Below are 16,789 nucleotides of genomic sequence, written 5' to 3'. Positions count from 1 at the left end.
CCATGAACGCCCGAACTGACCTGAACTGGATCCCGGCCTCCGGCATCCAACTCCACCGGGCCGGCGTCCGGTTCGACGCGATCCGCGTGGACGGCGAGCGCGGACGGGACCTCGCCGACCGCCTCGCCCACCTGACCGGCGGCACCCCCGGCCCGATCATCGAGGCGGCGAGCGGGAGGCGTGCGGTGTACTTCCTGGTCGGGGCGGGCAGTACGACCCACCGCGCCTGGCAGCCGGACGTCACCCGCCTCACCTCGGGCCCGGACCACGTGTCGTTCATCCCGGTCCCGGCCCTCGACGGGCTTACGTGGCCGCTGAGTTGGCGCTACCGCCCGACGCATCCCGGCGACCGGGTCCACACCCTGCTTCTGCGCACCGTCCTTCACTCACCCGAGTGAAATGAGCGACCTCAGCTTGCACTTGTTACTTTGCGTGGCCATAGAGTCGCGCCGACACGGACAGAAAAATGCCCCCGCGGTGCGGCAACACCCGGGGGCTCGGCACCCGTCAGAGATGGAAACCAGATGCGCGTCTATCGTAAGGCGCCCGCGCGCGCCTTTTCAGGCTTCTCGCCCGCTCTCCTCCGCGACCGCGGCATCTCCTGGTGCGCGGCAGGCGTACTGATGTACCTGCTGAGCCTCCCGGACGGCACCCGCGTCAGCGTCCGAGCGGTCGCCCGGGAGCTCCAGGAGGGGCGGGCGCGGGTCGTGCGCGCCCTGCGTGAGCTGGAGGAATCGCGGCATCTGCGGCGGACGGCGCAACTCCGCACCGCCTACGAGGTGTTCGAGACGCCGTACGAATCCGCGCCCCTCGCGGGTGATTCCGAAAAAGTCCGGTCCCGCGAACGTACGGCGCGCGCCGCGCGGCTGCTCGGGTCGCTCGGGATCGTGGACCGGCGCCTGCTTCTGGGTGCCTCCGAGGTGTGGCGGCTGGCGCCGCTGGTGGTGGCGTGGTGGGACGCGGGGGCGAGTGACGCGCAGGTGCGGGCCGCGCTGACCGCCGAGTTGCCGCCGTGCGTGTACGCGCCGCGCACCCTCGTGGAGACCCGCCTCCGCCACGGCCGTCCGGCCCGGGTGACCGCGCCCGCATAGACGTCACAGAATTCCCGGCCTCAGCCCTGCGGCCGGGACACTCCAACCGAAGGAACGCGATGACCGCATTGCTCAAAAGGCCGGAGACGGCGGTATACCGTCAGTATACTGTTGTCATGGCTGACACCACCGTCAAGGTCGACCCCGCTGTCCGTGACCGCCTCATGGTGCTCGCCCGCGAGCGCGGGATGACCATGCGGGATCTGATCGCCGAGCTGGCCGGGGCCACACCCACGCGGGAGGAGCTGCGCAAGCGGTACGAGGAGACCAAGGCGTACTGCGAGACCCACTTCGGCGTGACGCTCACGGACGAGGACCACGACAGGGTGGAGAAGGTCTGGCAGGACCTGGAGGCCGGCCGGCCGGTGGACAGCCTGTGAGCGCCACGAGGAACGGATCGACGGGCGTCGTGTTCGACGAGTCGGCACTGCTGGCGCTGGGCTCCGGCAACTCTCTCGCCTCGCAGTTCGTCGCGAACACCGAGCACGGCCCCACCCGGCACGTGTATGTGCCGGCGCTCTGCCTGGCCGCCGCCGACGGCATGCGCAAGGGGCTCGCCGAGCACGTGGGCGCGTTGCCCGCCATCGAGGTCGTCGAGCTGGACTTCGCGGGCGCCTCCGCCGTGGGCGCCCTGCTGCGCGACGGCGTGGAGTGGCGGCTCGGCCAGGCGATCCACCTGTCCCGGCCCACTCCGGACTGGCCGGACGGCCGGCACGTCGTGACCGTCGACCCCGACCAGTACGCCGGCATGCCGCTGGTACGGACGATCAGGCTCCCGCGCCAGCGGTGAGCCGAAGGGGGAGGGCGCCCCCGGCGCCCTCCCCCACACGTTCTCCCCGGGCCCGCAGGGCCCCAGGGCCTACAGGAACGAGTTGATCTCGATCGTCTCGTCCCGGCCCGGACCCACGCCGATCGCGGAGATCGGCGCGCCGGACATCTCCTCCAGCGCCCTGACGTACGCCTGCGCGTTCTTCGGCAGGTCGGAGAAGGACTTGGCCTTGCTGATGTCCTCCGACCAGCCCGGCAGCATCTCGTACACCGGCTTCGCGTGGTGGAAGTCGGTCTGCGAGTACGGCAGCTCCTCGACGCGCCGGCCGTCGATCTCGTAGGCGACGCAGACCGGGATCTGCTCCCAGCCGGTGAGGACGTCCAGCTTGGTGAGGAAGAAGTCGGTCAGGCCGTTGACCCGCGTCGCGTAGCGGGCGATGACCGCGTCGAACCAGCCGCAGCGCCGGTCACGGCCCGTGGTCACGCCGCGCTCGCCGCCGATGCGGCGCAGCGCCTCGCCGTCCTCGTCGAACAGCTCCGTCGGGAACGGTCCGGCGCCGACGCGGGTCGTGTACGCCTTGAGGATGCCGATGACCCGGCTGATCTTCGTCGGGCCGACGCCGGCGCCGGTGCAGGCGCCGCCGGCCGTCGGGTTGGACGAGGTGACGAAGGGGTACGTGCCGTGGTCGATGTCGAGCAGGGTGCCCTGCCCGCCCTCGAAGAGGACCACCTTGTCCTGCTCCAGCGCCTGGTTCAGGACCAGCACGGTGTCGGCGACGTACGGCCTGATCTGCTCGGCGTAGCCCAGCAGCTCCTCGACCACCTGCTCGGCGGCGATGGCGCGCCGGTTGTAGAGCTTGGTGAGCACCTGGTTCTTGACGTCGAGGGCGGCCTCCACCTTCTGGTGCAGGATCGACTCGTCGTACAGGTCCTGGACCCGGATCCCGACGCGGTTGATCTTGTCGGCGTAGGTCGGGCCGATGCCGCGCCCGGTCGTGCCGATCTTCCGCTTGCCGAGGAAACGCTCCGTCACCTTGTCGACCGTCACGTTGTACGGCGTGATGATGTGCGCGTTTCCGCTGATCAGGAGCTTGGACGTGTCGACGCCTCGCTCGTTCAGCCCGCTCAGCTCGGAGAGCAGGACCGACGGGTCGACAACGACACCGTTACCGATGACCGGCGTACAGCCGGGGGACAGGATTCCGGAAGGGAGGAGGTGCAGTGCGTACTTCTGGTCGCCGACGACGACGGTGTGACCCGCGTTGTTGCCACCCTGGTACCGCACGACATAATCCACCGAGCCACCGAGCAGGTCGGTCGCCTTTCCCTTGCCTTCGTCACCCCACTGAGCACCGAGCAGCACAAGTGCGGGCACGCGCGTACACCCCTTCCGGGCGGGGCATGTCCAAGGTCAGGGGCGTACGCGTAAGGTTCCGCCGCGTACACCGCGGCCGTCGTTGGCCGCACAACCGTCGGACCGGGTGCCCCGGAATAGACGAAGCCCCTGGCGCAATAGCGCAAGGGGCTCTTGCACAAAGATGCTACCCGAGGAAGCGAGGCAGGACCGAGGTGGCGACTTTCGCGACGTCCGAACAGCTGCTGGTGGTCATCGATCCGCTGGCCCGGCAGGCGGACGGCGAGTCCGTCCGGATCGCGAAAGACGTGCTCAGCGCGGGTGCGGCGACCAAGGTGTGCCTCCCGGAGGGTCCGCAGGAGTTCGCCCGGGCGCTGGCCCGGCGCGGCGCGCGGCGGCCGGTGGTGGTGGGCGACGACCAGGCTCTGGTCCGCGCGGTGGGCCTGCTGCACCGGCAGCGGGAGCTGGCCGGATGTGCGCTGTCGATGGTGCCGGTCGGGGGCGTGCTGTCGCTGGCCGGGGCGCTCGGGGTGCCGACGGGGGCGGTGGCGGCTGCCCGGGCCGTGCTGGAGGGGGCGGAACGGCGGCTGGACCTGCTGGTCGACGACAGCGACGGGGTGGTGCTCGGGGGGCTGCGCATCCCGCCGGTCGGCTTCCCCGAGGCCGGAGCCTCGCCGGCCGGGGCCACGGCGGTCGGGGCCACGGCGGTCGGGGCCACGGCGGTCGGACCGGGTGGCTCGGCCGGCCCTCCCGGCGACGGCGACGACGACACCGACGACTCCGGCGACCTCGGTGGCGTTTCCCGGCCCTGGCTGCGCACCTGCCGGTCGCTGGTCCGCACCCTGGTGCCGGGGCGGCCGGCCCGCGCCGCGACCGCGCCGGGGCCGTCCCGGCTGCGGGTGGAGGTCGACGGGGAGACGCTGGTCGATCTGGACCAGCCGCTGGAGGCGGTCTCGGTGACACCCGGCGGCTCCGGGCTGGTCCGGGTGGAGGTACAGCCGGTGTCCGTCGGCGCGGAAGCGGTCCCGCTGCTGGCCCGGGGCCACCGCGTCACCGTCTCCGGCGCCGACTTCCGCTACCGCGCGGACTCCGGCGTGACGGGCCCGGTACGCCGCCGCACCTGGACGGTCCGGGAATCGGCCCTGGGGCTGGTGCTGCCGCCGACGGCGTGAGTCACGGCCGGTCACCGCTCACCGGTCAGCGCCCGAAGCGCTCTTCCCGGTACGCCCGCCACCGCTCCATCATCTCGGCGACGTCCCGTTCGACGAACTCGAAGAAGGCCAGGGTCTCGGCGAGGCGGCGGCCGGCGAGCGTGTCGGGGCCGAGGCTGGTGACCCCCTCGCGCAGGGCGTCCTCCCAGCGCTTGATGATGGCTTCCCGGTTGGTGAGCGCCTCGTACCACTGGTCGCTGTGGACGCGGTAGCGCTCCCGCCGGGACCCCGGTTCGCGCTCCCGCGAGACCAGGTGCACCTGGGACAGGTAGCGCACGGCGCCGGAGACGGCCGCCGGGCTGATCTTCAGCCGCTCGCCCAGCTCGGCCGAGGTCAGCACGCCGGTGTCGGAGGCCAGCAGCGCCGAGAAGACGCGGGCCGGCATACGCGGCACCCCCGCCTCGACGAGCTGCGCCGCGAAGTTCTCGACGAACCGCGCCACGGCGTCCGCGTCCCGCCCGGGCTCGCGCTCCCCACGCTCTCCACCAGGTGCTTCGCTCATGGCGGCCATCCTAACGACGGTTCACTCACTTCCTTATCTTCACAAATTTCTGAAGTAAGTGTACGTTCCGAAACATGACCACAGCAATCGCGGTGTCGGGCCTGCACAAGGCGTTCGGCGCCACCCGCGCCCTCGACGGGCTCGACCTGGACGTCCGCGCCGGCGAGGTGCACGGCTTCCTCGGGCCCAACGGGGCCGGCAAGTCCACCGCCATCCGGGTCCTGCTCGGCCTGCTGCGCGCCGACGCCGGCACCGCGCGGGTGCTCGGCGGCGACCCCTGGCGGGACGCGGTGGAGCTGCACCGCCGTATCGCGTACGTCCCCGGCGACGTCACCCTGTGGCGCAACCTCTCCGGCGGCGAGGTCATCGACCTGTACGGCAGGCTGCGCGGGGGCCTGGACGAGCGGCGGCGCGCCGAGCTGATCGACCGCTTCGAGCTGGACCCGACGAAGAAGGGCCGCACCTACTCCAAGGGCAACCGCCAGAAGGTCGCCCTGGTCGCCGCGTTCGCCTCGGACGTCGACCTGCTGGTCCTGGACGAGCCGACCTCCGGTCTGGACCCGCTGATGGAGGCGGTGTTCCAGCGCTGTGTGGCCGAGGAGCGCGAGCGCGGCCGTACCGTCCTGCTCTCCTCGCACATCCTCAGCGAGGTGGAGGAGCTGTGCGACCGGGTCAGCATCATCCGCCGGGGCCGCACGGTCGAGTCGGGCTCCCTCGCCGACCTGCGCCACCTGACCCGGACCAGCGTGTCGGCCGAACTCGCCGGACCGCCGAACGGGTTGGCGCACCTGCCCGGGGTGCACGACCTCGACATCCAGGGCCACCGGGTCCGCCTTCAGGTGGACACCGGCGAACTGGACGCCGTCCTACGCCAGTTGAGCCGGTCCGGCGTACGGTCCCTGACCTCGACGCCACCCACGCTGGAGGAACTGTTCCTGCGCCACTACCGGGACGAGCGGGACGGACCCGAGGGGCAGGACGGGCAGAACGGGCGCGACGAGCGGGACGAGGTCGCGCGATGACCCAGCTCACCGCCACCGGCACCCTCCTGCGGTTCGCGCTGCGCCGCGACCGGGTGATGATCCCGGCCTGGGTGGCGGTCACCGCCGCCATGGTGCTGACCATGCCGAGCACCCTGCGCGGCGTGTACGCCACCCCGGCCGACCGCGCCGACCTGCTGCGGCAGGTGGCGGCCAACTCCTCCTTCCGCGCCCTGATCGGCCCGGTCTTCGACGACTCGCTGGGCGCGCTGACGGCCTGGCGGGTCGGCGTGTACGCGGGCCTGCTGGCGGCGGCGGCCGGTCTGCTGGTCGTCGTACGGCACACCCGGGACGAGGAGGAGAGCGGGCGGCAGGAGCTGATCGCGTCCGGGGCGGTCGGCCGGCGGGCGGCGCTGACGGCGGCCCTGCTGGCGGCGGCCGTGCCGAACGCGGCGCTGGCGGTGCTGGTGACGGCCGGCCTCGCCGGTCAGGGAGCCTCCGGGGCGCTGGCGCTCGGGCTCGGGCTGGCCGCCGTGGGGATGCTCTTCGCCACGGCGGCGGCGGTCCTCGCGCAGCTCACGGAGAGCGCCCGGCTGGCCCGCGGCCTGACGGCGGCGCTGCTGGGCCTGGCGTTCGCGCTGCGCGCGGCGGGCGACGCGGCCACGGACGACGGCTCGTCGCCGCTGACCTGGCTGTCACCGCTGGGCTGGCTGGCGAACCTGCGGGCCTTCGCCGGCGAGCGCTGGTGGGTGCTGGGGCTGTTCGCGGCGGCGATCGCCGCGCAGGGCGCGGTGGCGTACGCGCTGGCGGGGCGGCGGGACGTCGGCATGAGCTTCCTGCCGACCCGGCCGGGCCCGGCGACCGGACGCCTCGGCACGGCGGGCGCGCTGGCCTGGCGGCTGCAGCGCGGGGCGGTGCTCGGCTGGTCGGTGGGTTTCCTCGCCGCGGGGGTGGTGTACGGCGGGCTGGCGGACGGCGTGGCCGACCTCGTCGGCGACAACGAGCGCACCCGGGAGATCTTCGAGCGGATGGGCGGGCAGAGCGGGCTGGAGGACGCGTTCCTCGCGTCGATGGCCGGGATGCTGGGTCTGGTCGCCGCCCTGTACATCGTGTCGTCGGTGCTGCGGCTGCACGCGGAGGAGACGTCGGGGCGGGCCGAGCCGGTCCTCGCCAACGCGGTCGGGCGGCTGCCGTGGGCGGCGGGGCATCTGGCGGTGGCGTTCGGCGGCGCGGCCTGGATCATGCTGCTGGCCGGGCTGGGACTCGCGGCCGGCCACGGCGGGCGGACCGGCCCGCTGCTGGCGGCCTGCCTGGTCCAGCTCCCCGCCGTCTGGCTGATCGGCGCCGTCGCGGTCCTCCTGCACGGCCTCGCCCCGCGCCTGTCGCCCGCCGCGTGGGCCGTCGCCGGGGCGGTGCTCCTGCTGGGCTGGATCGGCCCGGCCCTGAATCTTCCCCGGAGGGTCCTCGACCTCTCGCCCTTCGGTCACCTGCCCAAGCTGCCGGGCGGCGAGATGGCGTGGGGCCCGGTGGCGGTGCTCCTGGGTCTGACGGCACTGCTGCTGGCCGCCGGGCTGGCGGGGCTGGGGCGGCGGGATGTGGGGGTCTGAGGGGCTCAGTCGACGTACTTTCCGAGCCCCTCGGTGTCGAGTGTGATGTCGACCGGCTCGGGCAGTTTGATCCTGCCGCCGATCGCCACCGTGTGGATGTCCCGGTATCGCCCCTCCGAAGACGGATCACTGTGCACGAGTACCGCGCGGTTGTCCCGGTCGACGAGCAGGTACACCGGGATTCGCGCCTGCGCGTAGGCGCGAGGCTTCTCCACGCGGTCACGGTTGTGCGTGTCCGAATCGTGCGACGTGATCTCGACCGCCATGAGAACTCCGTCGGGGTTGGCCCAGTTGCCTTGGCCAACGAAGTGGTCGACGGGGGCGAGCACAGCGTCAGGCCTCGCTCGGCCATTGCGATAGGCCTCGGCCTTGAGCCCCTGTGTGGGATTCAGGTCGAACTCGGGCCGGGCCTGCATGCACTGGCGGATCAGCCACATGACGATCGCACCGTGATTACTGTCAGTCACCTTCTTGAGGCCGATCCGTCCGTCGATGAACTCCAACCTGACGGTCTCGTCCTCGTGCTCGGTGAATTCTGCGATCCGCTCGAACGTGTCTACCGACAACTGAGACGACGCGCACTCTGCCATAACCGTCATGGTGCCTCCCTCCGCAGGCAGGCACCAGCTTGCCGGGCCATCTGCGGCCCGCAGCGGAATCGACCGGACGAGCCACCGAACGGGTGATCACACCACCACGACCCGCAGCCCCTCCAGCCCGCGGATCACGAAGTTCGGCTTGCGGTCCGGTTCCGTCACCAGGGACAGGGTCGGGGCCTTGCGCAGCAGCGCGTTCATCGACGCCGTCAGCTCCATGCGGGCCAGAGGCGCGCCGAGGCAGTAGTGGATGCCGGCGGAGAAGGAGATGTGCGGGTTGTCCTCGCGGGCGAGGTCGAGGCGCCCCGGTTCCCGGAACACGGCGGGGTCGTGGTTGGCGGAGCCGAAGAGCAGGGCGACCTCGGCGCCGCGCGGGACGACGGTCCCGTCGATCTCGATGTCGTCCAGCACCCAGCGCTCGAAGAGCTGCAGCGGGGTGTCGTAGCGCATCAGCTCCTCGACCGCCGTCGGGATCAGGGAGTGGTCGGCGCGCAGGGCGGCCAGCTGCCCGGGGTTGCGGAAGAGGGCGTACCAGCCGTTGACGGTGGCGTTCACGGTGGCCTCGTGCCCGGCGTTCAGGAGCAGCACGGCCGTGGAGATCATCTCCTGCTCGGTCAGCCGGTCCTCGTCGTCGTGCGCCGCGATGAGCCCGGAGATCAGGTCGTCGCCGGGCTCCGTGCGCCGGGCGGCGATCAGTTCCCGCAGGTAGGCGGTGAACTCGACCGAGGCTCGCACCGCCCGGTCGGCGGTCTCCGGTGACGGGTTCAGCTCGTACATGCCGCAGATGTCGGCCGACCAGGGCCGCAGCAGCGGCCGGTCCGCCTCCGGGACCCCGAGCATCTCGGCGATCACGGCGACCGGCAGCGGCTCGGCGACATCGGTGAGCAGGTCGCCCCCGCCCGCCGTCACCAGCCGGTCGACCAGCTCACCGGCCAGCCGCTCCACGTACGGCTTGAGCCGTTCCACCGTGCGCGGCGTGAACGCCTTGGAGACCAGGCGCCGGATCCGGGTGTGGTCCGGCGGCTCCAGGTCGAGCATCCCGTGGTCGTTGAGGGTGTGGAACGGCTCGTGCGCCGGGGGCGGCGCCGTCCGGCCGAACTCCTCGTGGGTGAACCGGTGCCGGTAGGTCCGGCCGAGCCGACGGTCCCGCAGCAGCGCGGAGACGTCCGCGTGGTGCGGTACGAGCCACTGGTCGGTGGGCTCGTAGTGGATCACCCGGCCCCGGGCGCGCAGTTCGGCGTAGGCGGGGCACGGGTCGGCGAGGAACGCCGGGTCCCAGGGGTCGAAGGCTGCCATGGCCGGACGCTAGCCGGGCGAGGAGCCGTTGACCAGGGGGGACCACCGGCGAGCCGGTCCAGCCGTCGGGCGGTCTGGTCCAGCAAGGTCCACGGGGCCCCGGGCGCCTGCCCCTTCGGGCTCACCAGGCCAGCTGGGCGATCTCCTCCGCGACCACAGCGCAGGCGTCCGCCGCCGGGTCGATCAGCGGGAAGTGGCCGACGTCCTCCAGCAGCGTCAGCCCGACCACCTCGCCCGCCTTCGCCGCGGCCTCGGCGTACGACTCGGCGACGGCCTGCGGGACGTCGAGGTCGGCGCGGCCCTGGACCAGGGTGGTGGCGATGCCGGTCGGCAGCAGCAGCGCGGGGTCGGCGTAGGGCCGCCGGTCGTCGAACTCCGCCTGCTGCCCGATGAGTTGGCGGACGGCACCGCCGCACACGTCGAGCTTGTCGGCCACGGTCAGGTCGGCGATCGGCGCGAGCGCGACCACGCCGCGCAGCTCGGCCGGGCCGTCGGTGCGCCAGGGCGCGTCGGCGGGCAGGACGTGCCGGGCGGCCGCCCAGAGCGCGAGGTGGCCGCCGGCCGAGTGCCCGGTGAGGACCGTGCGGCGCGGGTCGGCCTGCGGGATAACCCGGCCTGCCAGCGCGGGCAGCGCGTCGAGGGCGGCGGCCACGTCGTCGAAGGTCTCCGGCCACCGGCCCGCGACGGGGGCCGCGCCCGCGGCTCCCTCGCCGCCGCGCCGGTACTCCACGTTGGCCACGGCGTAGCCGCGCCGGGCCAGGTAGTCGGCGAACGGAGTCACGTGACGCCGGTCGTACGGCGCCCGCCAGGCACCACCGTGCAGGACGACGACCAGCGGCGCGACGGCGGCGGGCCCGCCCCGGCCGGTCTCGGCGCGCGGGGCGTAGAAGTCGACGACCTGGTCGGGGTGGTCGCCGTAGGCGGCGGTGGCGTCGGGGGCGACGGGCGGGTGCGAGAAGGCCGACTGCTCCTCGGCGGCGGCCCGGGCTGCGGCGGCGTCGTCCGGCATGCTCCAACCTCTCAACGACACAACATGATTGACGGACGGAAGGGGGAACGGACCTGCGGATGATCGGGCCGTTGGCCGGACGCTATCAGGCTGGTGACGTGCGCGGACACGGGGATGTCACGCTCGGTGAGGGTGGAACGGTTCTGCGGTTTCGCTACGCCGCCTGGGGTGCTACAGGGTGTAACCCGCCCGTGTACGCGCGGGTGCAACCCGCCCGTACACGCGACGAACGCCCGGAGGGGCCGTCATGCCCCCTGCGCCACCCCGGGACGGCCTCCAGGGGCGCGGGGAACCACGCGACCAGCCCCCGCACCCCCGCAGACGGCAGACGGCAGACGGCAGACGGCAGACGGCAGACGACCGGTGCCCTACGCCGCCAGCACCTCCCCCAGCGTCCAGGCCGCCCGCTCCACGTCCGCGTAGCCCACGTACAACGGCGCGAACCCGAACCGCAGCACGTCGGGGCGGCGGAAGTCGCCCACCACACCCCGTTCGACCAGCCGCCGCATCACGGACCCGGCGTCGGCGCACCGCAGCGCCACCTGGCTGCCCCGCTCCGCGTGCCGCACCGGCGTGAGGGACTCGACCCGCCCGTCGGGCACGTACTGCCCGACGCACTCCAGGAAGAAGTCCGTCAGCGCCAGCGACTTGGCGCGCACGGCGTCGACGCGGACTCCGTCCCACACCCCGAGCGCCGCCTCCAGCGCGAGCATGGACAGGATGTCCGGCGTGCCGACCCGCCCCCGCACCGCCCCGGCGGCCGGTTCGTACCCGGGCCGCATCCCGAACGGCTCGGCGTGCGAGTTCCAGCCGGGCAGCGGGGAGTCGAAGCGGTCCTGCAGCTCCTCGCGGACGTAGAGGTACGCCGGTGAACCGGGCCCGCCGTTGAGGTACTTGTAGGTGCAGCCGACCGCCAGGTCCACCCCGTGCTCGTCGAGCCCGACCGGCAGGGCGCCCGCGCTGTGGCACAGGTCCCAGATCGCCAGTGCCCCCGCCGCGTGCACGGCGGCCGTCAGCGACGGCAGGTCGTGCAGCCGCCCGGTGCGGTAGTCGACGTGGTTGAGCAGTACCGCCGCCGTCCGCCCGGACAACGCCCCGGGCACCTCGGCCGGGGTCACCGGCCGCACCGCGCACCCGGTCAGCCGGGCCGCCGACTCGGCGATGTAGCCGTCGGTGGGGAAGGTCGTGGCGTCGACGAGGATCTCGTCCCGGCGCCGTCCGGACGCCGGCTCCCCGGCCATCCGGACCGCCGCCACGACCGCCTTGAAGACGTTCACACTGGTCGAGTCGCCCACGACGATCCGGCCCGGTGCCGCGCCCACCAGCGGCGCGATCCGGTCGCCGATCCGCTCCGGCGCGGTCCACCAGCCGCTCTCCTCCCACGAGCGGATGCGCAGCTCGCCCCACTGCCGGCGCACCACGTCCGCCACGGCCGCCGGGACGGCCGCCGGGAGCGCGCCCAGCGAGTTGCCGTCCAGGTACACGGTGTCGTCGAGCACGAACTCGGCGCGCTTGCCCGCCAGTTCGTCGCCCGCGTCCAGCTTCTCGGCCTTCAGCGCGAGTTGTGTCGGCTCAGACATACGACCGCGCCGTCCACAGCTCGGGGAACACGTTCTTCCGGGCCCGCTTCTCCAGCCAGGCCACGCCGGCGGAACCGCCCGTGCCGGCCTTGGCGCCCATCGCGCGGCGGGTGGCGACGAGGTGGTCGTTGCGCCAGCGCCACACCAGCTCGGCGACGTCCGTCAGCGCCTCGCCGAGGCGTGCCGCCTCGGCGTCCGGGTCGCCGGAGTAGACCGCCGCCCAGGCGGCCTCCACCTCCGGCACCGGCTCGTAGCGGCGGCTGACGTCGCGCCGCAGCACCGCCTCGGGGATGGCGTGGCCGCGCCGGGCCAGCAGCCGCAGCACCTCGTCGTAGAGGCTCGGCTCGTGCAGGGCCTTCTCCAGCTCCGCGTGGACGCGGGGGGCGCCGCGGTGCGGGACGAGCATGGACGCGGACTTGTCGCCGAGCAGGAACTCCATGCGGCGGTACATCGCCGACTGGAAGCCGGAGCCCTCGCCGAGGGCCGAGCGGTAGCTGTTGAACTGGGCCGGGGTGAGCTGGCCCAGCGGCTTCCAGGAGGCGTTCAGCGCCTCCAGTTCGCGGACGGAGCGCTTCAGCGCGTCGATCGCCACCGGCACCCGGTCCTGCCGCAGCGCACCGGCCGCGGTCTCCCATTCGTGCACGATGACGGTGAACCACAGCTCCATGACCTGGGTGGTGACCAGGAAGACCATCTCTCCGGGATCGTCGGAGAGGGTGTGCTGGAGGTGGGTGAGCACGTCCGCCTTGACATAGTCCTCGTAGGGCGTCGTGCCGGCGAAGTCGAGATGCGGAGTCGCGGGCTCTTCGGCCTCGTGAGCATCGTGGGACATCGCTGTCTCCTGTTGTTACTCCGGGTAGCGGTCCGCCCCTGCCGATGCCGGCACGGGGGCCCCGGTCCCCAGGGGCATCCTCCGCAATGACCCCGGGGTGCCGCAAGGTCCGTCCTCGGGCGGACGGACCTCACGGCGCGGACGGGCCGGGGCCCGTCCGCGACGGCAGGCCCGCTAGCCCAGCGTCTGGGCGGCGGTCGGCGAGGAGTCCTTCAGGAACTGCGAGCAGCGCTCGTACTCCTCCTGCTCGCCGATCGCCTGTGCGGCGCGGGCGAGGGCGTGCAGGGCGCGCAGGAAGCCGCGGTTCGGCTCGTGCTCCCAGGGCACCGGGCCGTGCCCCTTCCATCCGTTGCGCCGCAGGGCGTCCAGGCCCCGGTGGTATCCCGTACGGGCGTAGGCGTACGACTCCACGACGCTGCCCCGGCCGAACGCGTCGTCGGCCAGCTGGGCCCAGGCCAGCGAGGACGTCGGGTGCTTCGCGGCCACGTCGGCGGGCGTGGTGCCGCTGGCGAGCAGCTCACGGGGCTCCGGGTCGTCGGGCAGGTGGGTCGGGGGCGGGCCCCCGAGAAGGTTTTCGTGAATGGCCATGCGCCCAGTGTGGTGGCTCACCACCCCTCGGGGCGAGCCGGGTCCCCGCCCCCCGCGGCCCGGCCGTCGTCGTCCACCGGCCGCTCCCCGTTCTCCAGCGGCGGTGCCGTCACCCAGCAGTGGCTGCGGCACTCGGGGTGGAGGCAGTCGGGCGCGGGCCTGCGGACCGTCGTGAAGGCGACGGCGGAGCCCAGCACCAGCACGGCGGCGCACCACAGCATCGCCCGGCCGAACGCGGCGTCGAAGGCGGCGGGCACGCGGTACGCCTCCGGGCCCATCCCGGTCAGCAGGGGCAGCGCGGCCACCGCCACCAGACCGGCCGCGCGGGCCGCCGCGTTGTTGATGCCGCTGGCCAGCCCGGCGCGCGCGGTGTCCACGGAGGCCAGCACGGTCGCGGTCAGCGGCGCCACCAACGTGACCATGCCGAGGCCGAGCACCAGCAGCGCGGGCAGCACGTCGGCGGCGTAGGAGGCGTCCGGGCCGACGCGCAGCATCAGCAGCATGCCCGCCGCGCACAGCAGCGGCCCCACGGTCAGCGGGACGCGGGGGCCGATCCGCTCCCCCAGCTGCCCGGAGCGGGCCGACAGCAGCAGCATCAGGACGGTCGTCGGCAGCAGCGCCGCGCCCGCGCCGAGCGCCGAGTAGCCGACCACCACCTGCAGCTGCACCGCCGTGAGGAAGAAGAAGCCGCCGAAGGCGGCGTACACGCACAGCGTCACCAGGTTCACCGCCGTGAACTGGCGGGAGGCGAACACGTCGAGCGGCATCATCGGGTCCGGCCGGCGCCGCTCCACGGCCACGAACGCCACCCCGGCCACCACCCCGGCCGCCGCCGTCACCGCCGCGACCGCGGGGGCGTCCCCCGCGTCGATCAGCGCGTACGTCACCAGGGCCAGCGCCAGCGCCCCGAGCACCGCGCCCGGCACGTCGAACCGGCCGCGCTCCCCGTCGCCGCCGGACTCCGGAACGTGCCGCAGCGCCACCGGTACGCACACCAGCGCCAGCGGCACGTTCAGCAGGAACACCCAGCGCCAGCCCGGGCCGTCCACCAGCCAGCCGCCGACGAACGGCCCCACGGCCGCCCCGATGCCGCCGAACCCCGACCACAGGCCGACCGCCCGCCCCCGGTCGTCGGCGTGGAAGGACGCCTGGATCAGGGCGAGCGAGCCCGGCGTGAGCAGCGCGCCCCCGACGCCCTGCAGCGCCCGCGAGGCCACCAGCATCCCGGCGTTCGGCGCCAGCCCGCACAGCAGCGAGGCCGTCGCGAACCACACCACTCCCACGACGAAGACCTTCCGGCGGCCGTAGCGGTCGCCGAGGGAGCCGCCGAGCAGGATCAGCCCGGCCAGCGTCACCATGTACGCGTTGACGGTCCACTGCAGGGCCGCCAGGTCGGCGTCCAGGTCCCGGCCGATCCTCGGCAGGGCCACGTTGACGACCGTCGAGTCCAGCAGGGCCATGCTGGAGCCGAGGATCGTGGTGAACAGGATCCACCTGCCCTGCGCGGAGCCGATCCTGACATCGGGCATGCCCCAGGTATACAGCGAGCCCGGCGCCGTCGACAGTGGACGGACGCCGGGCTCGCGAGGACCGCGGGGCGGTCGCCCGATCGGCTACTCGATCAGTTACCCGATGGGTTGCCCGATCCGTTACTTGATCCTGGTGCCCGCCGAGCGCAGGTTCCGCGTGGCCTCGACGACCCGCGCGGCCATGCTCGCCTCGGCCAGCTTGCCCCAGGTGCGCGGGTCGTAGGTCTTCTTGTCGCCGACCTCGCCGTCGACCTTGAGGACGCCGTCGTAGTTGCGGAACATGTGGTCGGCGACCGGACGGGTGAAGGCGTACTGCGTGTCCGTGTCGATGTTCATCTTGACCACGCCGTTCTCCAGCGCGGTCGCGATCTCCTGCTCGGTGGAGCCGGAGCCGCCGTGGAAGACGAAGTCGAACGGGGACTGCTTGCCGTACTTGGCGGCGACGCCCTCGTTCAGCTCCTTCAGCAGCTCGGGGCGGAGCACCACGTTGCCCGGCTTGTACACGCCGTGCACGTTGCCGAAGGACGCGGCCAGCAGGTAGCGGCCCTTCTCGCCCAGGCCCAGCGCCTCCACAGTGCGGATGGCGTCGTCGACCGTGGTGTACAGCGAGTCGTTGATCTCGTGGCTGACGCCGTCCTCCTCGCCGCCGGTCGGGGTGATCTCCACCTCAAGGATGATCTTGGCGGCGCGGGCGCGCTCCAGCAGCTCCTGCGCGATGGAGAGGTTGTCGGCGAGGGTCTCCGCCGAGCCGTCCCACATGTGCGACTGGAACAGCGGGTTGCGGCCGGCCCGCACGCGCTCCTCGGAGATCGCGAGCAGCGGGCGGACGTACCCGTCGAGCTTGTCCTTCGGGCAGTGGTCGGTGTGCAGGGCCACGGTGACCGGGTACTTCTCGGCGACGATGTGCGCGAACTCGGCGAGGGCGACCGCGCCCGACACCATGTCCTTGCTGTACTGGCCGCCCAGGAACTCGGCGCCACCCGTGGAGATCTGGATGATGCCGTCGCTCTCCGCCTCCGCGAAGCCGCGCAGTGCCGCGTGCAGGGTCTGGGTCGAGGTGACGTTGATGGCCGGGTAGGCGAACTTGCCTGCCTTCGCCCGGTCGAGCATCTCGTTGTAGACCTCGGGGGTTGCGATGGGCATCTGTCCGCTCCTTGTATGTGCGGTTGGCGTACTACGTGCTTACAGCCCTGACCTGGACCTTGCGTGCGACGTCGTCGTCGGGCCCATCTTCCCAGACCCGGGCGGATGGTCCACGCGCCGGACATTCCAGGGCACGGCGGCCCGTCAGTCCAGACCCAGTTCATCCTTCGAGAAGGCGAAGAGATAGGGCACACCGGCCCCGTCCCGGATCTTTTCGGCCGCACCGGTCGCCCGGTCGACGATGGTGGCGACGGCGACGACCTCGGCACCGGCCTCCCGCACGGCCTCCACGGCGGTCAGCGGGGAGCCGCCGGTGGTGGAGGTGTCCTCGACGACGAGGACGCGGCGGCCCGTGATGTCCGGCCCCTCGACGCGGCGCTGCAGCCCGTGCGCCTTGGCGGCCTTGCGGACGACGAAGGCGTCGAGCCGCTTGCCGCGCGCGGCGGCCGCGTGCAGCATCGCGGCGGCCACCGGGTCGGCGCCCATGGTGAGCCCGCCGACCGCGTCGAACTCCAGGTCGGCGGTCAGGTCCAGCAGCACCTGCCCGACCAGCGGCGCGGCCTGGCCGTCGAGGGTGACGCGCCGGAGGTCGACGTAGTAGTCCGCCTCCAGACCCGACGAAAGGGTCACCTTGCCGTGCACCACGGCCTTGTCCTTGATCTGCTGCAGCAGCGCGCCGCGAACGTCCGTCATGCCAGTCAGC

At 72.9% G+C, this 16,789-nt stretch carries 18 protein-coding genes; 7 read left to right on the top strand and 11 right to left on the bottom strand.

Going from position 1 to position 16,789, the window contains the following annotated elements:
* The first annotated feature begins 2 nt into the window (after nt 1-2).
* The 4 genes from ACSLTV_RS05730 (at nt 3) to ACSLTV_RS05715 (ending at nt 1,881) form a co-directional block, all read left to right on the top strand.
* Entirely contained in the window at nt 3-398 is a 396-nt protein-coding gene (locus ACSLTV_RS05730) for a hypothetical protein (RefSeq protein WP_432135064.1), read from the top strand.
* A gap of 126 nt (nt 399-524) precedes the next feature.
* A complete protein-coding gene (locus tag ACSLTV_RS05725; RefSeq protein ID WP_432135063.1) occupies nt 525-1,091 on the top strand; it encodes a hypothetical protein in 567 nt (188 codons plus the stop codon).
* 116 nt (nt 1,092-1,207) lie between these two features.
* Entirely contained in the window at nt 1,208-1,471 is a 264-nt protein-coding gene (locus ACSLTV_RS05720; protein WP_435611733.1) for a hypothetical protein, read from the top strand.
* On the top strand, nt 1,468-1,881 hold the full coding sequence (locus tag ACSLTV_RS05715; RefSeq protein ID WP_435611732.1) for a hypothetical protein: 414 nt from the start codon (nt 1,468-1,470) through the stop codon (nt 1,879-1,881). Before ACSLTV_RS05720 ends, ACSLTV_RS05715 begins: the two co-directional genes overlap by 4 nt.
* A 69-nt stretch (nt 1,882-1,950) precedes the next feature.
* Here the strand turns inward: ACSLTV_RS05715 and ACSLTV_RS05710 are convergent, their stop codons facing one another.
* Nucleotides 1,951-3,234, bottom strand: coding sequence for an adenylosuccinate synthase (locus ACSLTV_RS05710; protein ID WP_432135060.1), 1,284 nt, complete (start codon nt 3,232-3,234; stop codon nt 1,951-1,953).
* 194 nt (nt 3,235-3,428) lie between these two features.
* On the opposite strand from ACSLTV_RS05710, the gene ACSLTV_RS05705 reads away from it, so the two are divergent.
* Nucleotides 3,429-4,385, top strand: coding sequence for a diacylglycerol kinase (locus tag ACSLTV_RS05705; RefSeq protein WP_435611731.1), 957 nt, complete (start codon nt 3,429-3,431; stop codon nt 4,383-4,385).
* A gap of 25 nt (nt 4,386-4,410) precedes the next feature.
* On the opposite strand, the gene ACSLTV_RS05700 is transcribed toward ACSLTV_RS05705, so the two are convergent.
* Entirely contained in the window at nt 4,411-4,926 is a 516-nt protein-coding gene (locus ACSLTV_RS05700; RefSeq protein WP_432155929.1) for a GbsR/MarR family transcriptional regulator, read from the bottom strand.
* A 74-nt stretch (nt 4,927-5,000) separates the two neighbouring features.
* Between ACSLTV_RS05700 and ACSLTV_RS05695 the strand changes: the two genes are divergently transcribed.
* Together ACSLTV_RS05695 and ACSLTV_RS05690 are read left to right on the top strand one after the other, a co-directional pair.
* A complete protein-coding gene (locus tag ACSLTV_RS05695; RefSeq protein WP_432155928.1) occupies nt 5,001-5,948 on the top strand; it encodes an ABC transporter ATP-binding protein in 948 nt (315 codons plus the stop codon).
* Entirely contained in the window at nt 5,945-7,513 is a 1,569-nt protein-coding gene (locus ACSLTV_RS05690) for an ABC transporter permease (RefSeq protein ID WP_435611730.1), read from the top strand. The genes ACSLTV_RS05695 and ACSLTV_RS05690 overlap by 4 nt, the downstream gene beginning before the upstream one ends.
* Nucleotides 7,514-7,518: 5 nt before the next feature.
* On the opposite strand, the gene ACSLTV_RS05685 is transcribed toward ACSLTV_RS05690, so the two are convergent.
* From ACSLTV_RS05685 to pyrE, 9 genes are all read right to left on the bottom strand, one after another.
* Nucleotides 7,519-8,112, bottom strand: coding sequence for a Uma2 family endonuclease (locus tag ACSLTV_RS05685; protein ID WP_432135055.1), 594 nt, complete (start codon nt 8,110-8,112; stop codon nt 7,519-7,521).
* Nucleotides 8,113-8,199: 87 nt separating this feature from the next.
* Complete coding sequence (locus tag ACSLTV_RS05680; RefSeq protein ID WP_432135054.1) at nt 8,200-9,405, bottom strand: cytochrome P450; 1,206 nt, start codon at nt 9,403-9,405, stop codon at nt 8,200-8,202.
* Between the two features lie 121 nt (nt 9,406-9,526).
* A complete protein-coding gene (locus tag ACSLTV_RS05675; protein ID WP_435611729.1) occupies nt 9,527-10,414 on the bottom strand; it encodes an alpha/beta hydrolase in 888 nt (295 codons plus the stop codon).
* A gap of 368 nt (nt 10,415-10,782) precedes the next feature.
* Nucleotides 10,783-11,994: a kynureninase gene (gene kynU / locus ACSLTV_RS05670; protein ID WP_432135052.1), complete on the bottom strand. Its 1,212-nt coding sequence runs from the start codon at nt 11,992-11,994 to the stop codon at nt 10,783-10,785.
* On the bottom strand, nt 11,987-12,826 hold the full coding sequence (locus ACSLTV_RS05665) for a tryptophan 2,3-dioxygenase family protein (protein ID WP_432135051.1): 840 nt from the start codon (nt 12,824-12,826) through the stop codon (nt 11,987-11,989). Before ACSLTV_RS05665 ends, kynU begins: the two co-directional genes overlap by 8 nt.
* 174 nt (nt 12,827-13,000) lie before the next feature.
* Complete coding sequence (locus ACSLTV_RS05660) at nt 13,001-13,414, bottom strand: DUF3151 domain-containing protein (protein WP_432135050.1); 414 nt, start codon at nt 13,412-13,414, stop codon at nt 13,001-13,003.
* A gap of 17 nt (nt 13,415-13,431) precedes the next feature.
* On the bottom strand, nt 13,432-14,943 hold the full coding sequence (locus tag ACSLTV_RS05655) for an MFS transporter (RefSeq protein WP_435611728.1): 1,512 nt from the start codon (nt 14,941-14,943) through the stop codon (nt 13,432-13,434).
* A 120-nt stretch (nt 14,944-15,063) separates the two neighbouring features.
* On the bottom strand, nt 15,064-16,086 hold the full coding sequence (fbaA, locus tag ACSLTV_RS05650; RefSeq protein ID WP_432135048.1) for a class II fructose-bisphosphate aldolase: 1,023 nt from the start codon (nt 16,084-16,086) through the stop codon (nt 15,064-15,066).
* A gap of 144 nt (nt 16,087-16,230) precedes the next feature.
* Complete coding sequence (gene pyrE, locus ACSLTV_RS05645; RefSeq protein ID WP_432135047.1) at nt 16,231-16,779, bottom strand: orotate phosphoribosyltransferase; 549 nt, start codon at nt 16,777-16,779, stop codon at nt 16,231-16,233.
* Nucleotides 16,780-16,789 lie beyond the last annotated feature (10 nt).

Origin of the sequence: Streptomyces sp. bgisy159, assembly GCF_965341775.1 — a bacterium.
In the GTDB taxonomy this organism is placed as follows: domain Bacteria; phylum Actinomycetota; class Actinomycetes; order Streptomycetales; family Streptomycetaceae; genus Streptomyces.
This window is presented reverse-complemented; position numbering and strand designations above follow the sequence as displayed.